The organism is Bradyrhizobium sp. P5_C12, assembly GCF_054049735.1.
Window position 1 is genome coordinate 1 of record NZ_JBFULU010000104.1, and the last position, 5,225, is coordinate 5,225.

Sequence of the window (5,225 nt, forward strand, 5' to 3'; positions counted from 1 at the left end):
GGCTACGACGAAGCACTCGAAATCTTTGCCGTCGCAAATGCTGATTTGCCTTTGAAGCCAGAGGGCTCCGGGCTACGCCGGCGAGAGAAAGAACCTCAAACTTGCTAATGCGCTGTTTCCCTTGCCGAAGCGACGCAAAAGATCTGAGCTCGTTTGGGTTCGTCACCGGCGTTCGCGCTGCTAGCGCGTCGCCAGCACCACGCCCGCGAGCGTGAAAACCAGCGCCGCGATCTGGCCCGGCCCCAGCGGCTCATGCAGCGCAATCGCCGAGGCGGCGACGCCGATCACCGGCACCGCCATGGTGCCGATCGCGGCGACCGAGGCCGGCAGGCGCGACAGCGCGGCGAACCAGCTGACGTAGGCGATGCAGAACTGCACCACGGTCGAATAGACCAGAAGTGCCCAGCCGACCGGCGTGATCAGCTCCAGATGCGAGGTCTCGACCAGCAGACCCACAATCGCGACCGGCAGGCAGCCGAGCCCGATCTGCCAGGCTGCCGCCGTGATCGGCGGCAGGTGGATCGGATATTTCTTCAGCAACACCGTGCCGAGCGCAAAGCCGGCGGCCCCGGCGAGCGCCATGACAATGCCGGGCAGCTTCTCTTCGCTGGCGGCAAAGCCGTTGCCGCCCATGATCGAGGCGAGCCCCGCAAAGGCCATCACCAGCGCGACGGTGCGCAGCACCGTCGGCCGCTCGCCGAGCACGGGCCAGGCGATGAGCGAGGCCCAGACCGGCATGGTGTAGGCGATCAGCGCGGCTTCGCTCGCCGGCAGCCACAACAGCGCGAGCCCCATCAGCACCATCCAGCCGGTGACGTTGAGAAGAGCCGCGATCAGGAGCCGCGGCCAGATCTCACGCGCGACCTTGAGGCTGTCGCGGCGGATCAGGGCGAGCGCGGCCAGCAGCACCGCCCCGAGCACGCCGGTCACCCCGCGCAGCGTCAATGGCGGCAGTTCCGCGATGAGGAACTTTGTCACCGGCCAATTAAAACCCCAGCCCACCGAGGTGATGGCGAGGAACATCAGGCCGGCCGGGGCGATGCGCGGCCGCGCATCCCGGCGAGTCGAATCAAGCATGTAGGGTACCCGGCAGAAACGGGGTCAGCTTGGCGCGGATTCGGCTCCCCCACCACCACCCCGGCGGGCATGCCTGCCCTCACCTTCCGTAGCCCTACGTGAGTCCCGCCGGCGCAACCCCGTTGCCTAAAAATATACCTGCCCTGTGAACAGCGGGATGAAGCCTCCGGAACACCACCGGACATAAATTTTTTCGGTTGGGAATCCCTGAGGACTCACCGATACTTGCCTCCAGAACAGGCGCGGGCTTGCCCCCTGTTATCCCCCGCTGTCCACCATATTTAGTATTTGATTCAGGAACTCGCACTAGTTCTTGACGGGCGCAACGGAGAGTCCTAGCTTTCAGTCCGTTCGGCGCGAGTGTGTTTGCGTCCCGCCGGCACTCCCCCAAAGGGTCCGCAAGACGGCACTCCGCCAAGCCAGACGAAGGCAGCGGGATGAGGGCTTGTCTGCCCTCGAAAGCGGACTTTTCGGGGCGCCAGAACGGGCTGGAAACAGGCTCGAATGGCAATGGTTGAAGACGTGACGTTTGTGGGGCGTTGAACGCATGTCGGGTGCATCGCTTTGGGGCGGGTGCACCTGGACATGCCGGCGGATGATCGGTGCACGCATCGATGAATCGCGCCGGGAGAAACTGGGCCGGAAACCACCGGCTGAACTGCGAAGCCTTAAAGGGCCGGCAAGGCCTTGAGGGACTCGCGAAGCGAAATATCGAGCCGGCACGCCTGAACCGAGGCGGGACCGGTCACAATAAGGACGGGGCAAGACGATGCGGATTGAGCGGCGCCACACCACCCAGGGACAGTCACCTTACGCCGGAATCGATTTCCGGCTGACCACGTCGGAGATCAGGAATCCCGACGGCTCGGTGGTGTTCAAACTTGAGAATGTCGAGGTGCCGACCGAGTGGTCGCAGGTCGCCTCCGACGTGCTGGCCCAGAAATATTTCCGCAAAGCGGGCGTCGCCGCGCGCCTGAAGAAGGTCGAGGAGGAATCCGTCCCCTCCTTCCTGTGGCGTTCCGTGCCCGATACCGATGCGCTTGCGGCGCTGCCCGAGAAGGAGCGCTATGTCAGCGAGCTCTCGGCCAAGCAGGTGTTCGACCGCCTCGCCGGCTGCTGGACCTATTGGGGCTGGAAGGGCGGCTACTTCACCTCCGACGAGGACGCCCAGACCTTCTATGACGAGCTCCGCTACATGCTGACCATGCAGATGGTCGCACCGAACTCGCCGCAATGGTTCAACACCGGCCTGCACTGGGCCTATGGCATCGACGGCCCCGGCCAGGGCCATTATTACGTCGACCCCTTCACCGCCAAGCTGACCAAGTCCAAGTCGGCCTATGAGCATCCGCAGCCGCACGCCTGCTTCATCCAGGGCGTCGGTGACGACCTCGTCAACGAGGGCGGCATCATGGACCTCTGGGTGCGCGAGGCGCGCCTGTTCAAATACGGCTCCGGCACCGGCTCCAACTTCTCGCGCCTGCGCGGCGAAGGCGAAAAACTCTCCGGCGGCGGCCGCTCGTCCGGCCTGATGAGCTTCCTCAAGATCGGCGACCGCGCCGCGGGTGCGATCAAGTCCGGCGGCACCACCCGCCGCGCCGCCAAGATGGTGGTGGTCGACGCCGATCATCCGGATATCGAGACCTATATCGACTGGAAGGTGAAGGAGGAGCAGAAGGTTGCCGCTCTCGTCACCGGCTCCAAGATCAACCAGAAGCACCTCAAGGCGGTGCTCAAGGCCTGCGTCAATTGCGAAGGCTCGGGCGACGACTGCTTCGATCCCGAGAAGAACCCGGCGCTCCGCCGCGAGATCAAGCTCGCGCGCCGCAGCCTCGTGCCCGACAACTACATCAAGCGGGTGATGCAGTTCGCCAAGCAGGGCTACAAGGACATCCAGTTCGACGTCTACGACACCGACTGGGATTCGGAAGCCTATCTCACGGTGTCCGGCCAGAACTCCAACAACTCGGTCTCGCTGAAGGACGACTTCCTGCGCGCGGTCGAGACCGATGGCGACTGGAGCCTGATCGGCCGCACCACCAAGAAGGTGACCAAGACGCTGAAGGCGCGCGACCTCTGGGAGAAGATCGGCTACGCCGCCTGGGCGTCGGCCGACCCGGGCCTGCACTTCAACACCACCATGAACGACTGGCACACCTGCAAGGCGTCCGGCGACATCCGCGCCTCCAATCCGTGCTCGGAATACATGTTCCTGGACGACACGGCGTGCAACCTCGCCTCCGCCAACCTGCTGACGTTCTACAACACCACGACCAAGCATTTTGACGTCGAGGGCTACGAGCATCTCTGCCGCTTGTGGACCCTGGTGCTCGAAATCTCCGTGATGATGGCGCAGTTCCCGTCGAAGGCGATCGCCGAGCTCTCCTACGAGTTCCGCACGCTCGGCCTCGGCTACGCCAATATCGGCGGCCTGCTGATGACCATGGGTCTTCCTTACGACAGCAAGGAAGGCCGTGCGCTCTGCGGCGCGCTGACCGCGATCATGACCGGCATCACCTACAAGACCTCGGCGGAGATCGCCTCCGAGCTCGGCACCTTCCCCGGCTACAAGAAGAACGCCGCGCACATGCTGCGCGTGATCCGCAACCACCGCCGCGCCGCCCATGGCCAGTCCAACGGCTACGAGGCGCTCAGCGTCAACCCGGTGCCGATGGACCTGGTCTCCTGCCCGCAGGCCGACCTGGTCGCGCATGCGCAAAAAGCCTGGGATGCCGCGCTCGAGCTCGGCGAGAAGCACGGCTATCGCAACGCCCAGACCACGGTGATCGCGCCGACCGGCACGATCGGCCTCGTCATGGATTGCGACACCACCGGCATCGAACCGGACTTCGCGCTGGTGAAATTCAAGAAGCTCGCCGGCGGCGGCTACTTCAAGATCATCAACCGCGCGGTTCCCGCGGCGCTGCGCGCGCTCGGCTATCGCGAGAGCGACATCGCCGAGATCGAGGCCTACGCCGTCGGCCACGGCTCGCTGTCCAACGCCCCCGGCATCAACGCCTCGACGCTGAAGGCCAAGGGTTTTACCGATGAGGCCATCGCCAAGGTCGAGAAGGCCCTGCCGACCGCCTTCGACATCAAGTTCGCCTTCAACAAGTGGACCTTTGGCGAAGACTTCATCCGCGACCAGCTCGGCATCGGTGCCGAGGCGATCGCGGCCCCCGGCTTCGACCTGCTCCAGGCCGTCGGCTTCACCAAGCGCGAGATCGAGGCCGCCAACGTCCACATCTGCGGCGCGATGACGGTGGAAGGTGCTCCGCACCTCAAGGCCGAGCACTATCCGGTGTTCGACTGCGCCAATCCCTGCGGCAAGATCGGCAAGCGCTACCTGTCGGTCGAGAGCCACATCCGCATGATGGCGGCGGCGCAGCCCTTCATCTCGGGTGCGATCTCCAAGACCATCAACATGCCGAACGACGCCACGGTGGAGGACTGCAAGTCCGCCTACATGCTGTCGTGGAAACTCGCATTGAAGGCCAACGCGCTCTATCGCGACGGCTCCAAGCTCAGCCAGCCGCTCAACTCGCAGCTCATCAGCGATGATGAGGACGAGGACGATGCGGTGGAGAGCCTCTACGACAAGCCGATGGCGGCGCGTGCCACGCAGGTCTCGGAAAAGATCGTCGAGAAGCTGGTCGAGCGCATCATCGTGATGCGCGAGCGCGAGAAGATGCCGGATCGCCGCAAGGGCTACACCCAGAAGGCGGTCGTCGGCGGGCACAAGGTCTATTTGCGCACCGGCGAGTATGACGACGGCCGCATCGGCGAGATCTTCATCGACATGCACAAGGAAGGCGCGGCGCTCCGCTCCTTCATCAACAACTTCGCCATCGCGGTCTCGCTGGGCCTCCAGTACGGCGTGCCGCTCGACGAATATGTCGACGCCTTCACCTTCACCCGCTTCGAACCGGCGGGCCCCGTGCAGGGCAACGACAGCATCAAGTACGCGACCTCGATCCTCGACTACGTCTTCCGCGAACTGGCGGTGAGCTACCTCAGCCGCTTCGACCTCGCCCATGTCGATCCCAGCGAGACCGGGTTCGACGTGCTCGGCAAGGGCGTCGAGGAAGGCAAGGAGCCGGACGACCACGGCCACCACGCGACAAAACTGGTGTCGCGCGGCCTCACCC

General features: G+C 64.5%; 2 protein-coding genes. One reads left to right on the forward strand and one right to left on the reverse strand.

Annotated features, from left to right (window positions below; translation table 11 throughout):
* Window positions 1-180 precede the first annotated feature (180 nt).
* Window positions 181-1,077: a DMT family transporter gene (locus tag ACXJMY_RS37600; RefSeq protein WP_456624397.1), complete on the reverse strand. Its 897-nt coding sequence runs from the start codon at window positions 1,075-1,077 to the stop codon at window positions 181-183.
* A 769-nt stretch (window positions 1,078-1,846) separates the two neighbouring features.
* Here ACXJMY_RS37600 and ACXJMY_RS37605 point away from each other — a divergent pair.
* The coding region (locus tag ACXJMY_RS37605; RefSeq protein WP_456624398.1) for a vitamin B12-dependent ribonucleotide reductase at window positions 1,847-5,225 on the forward strand (3,379 nt) is incomplete at its 3' end.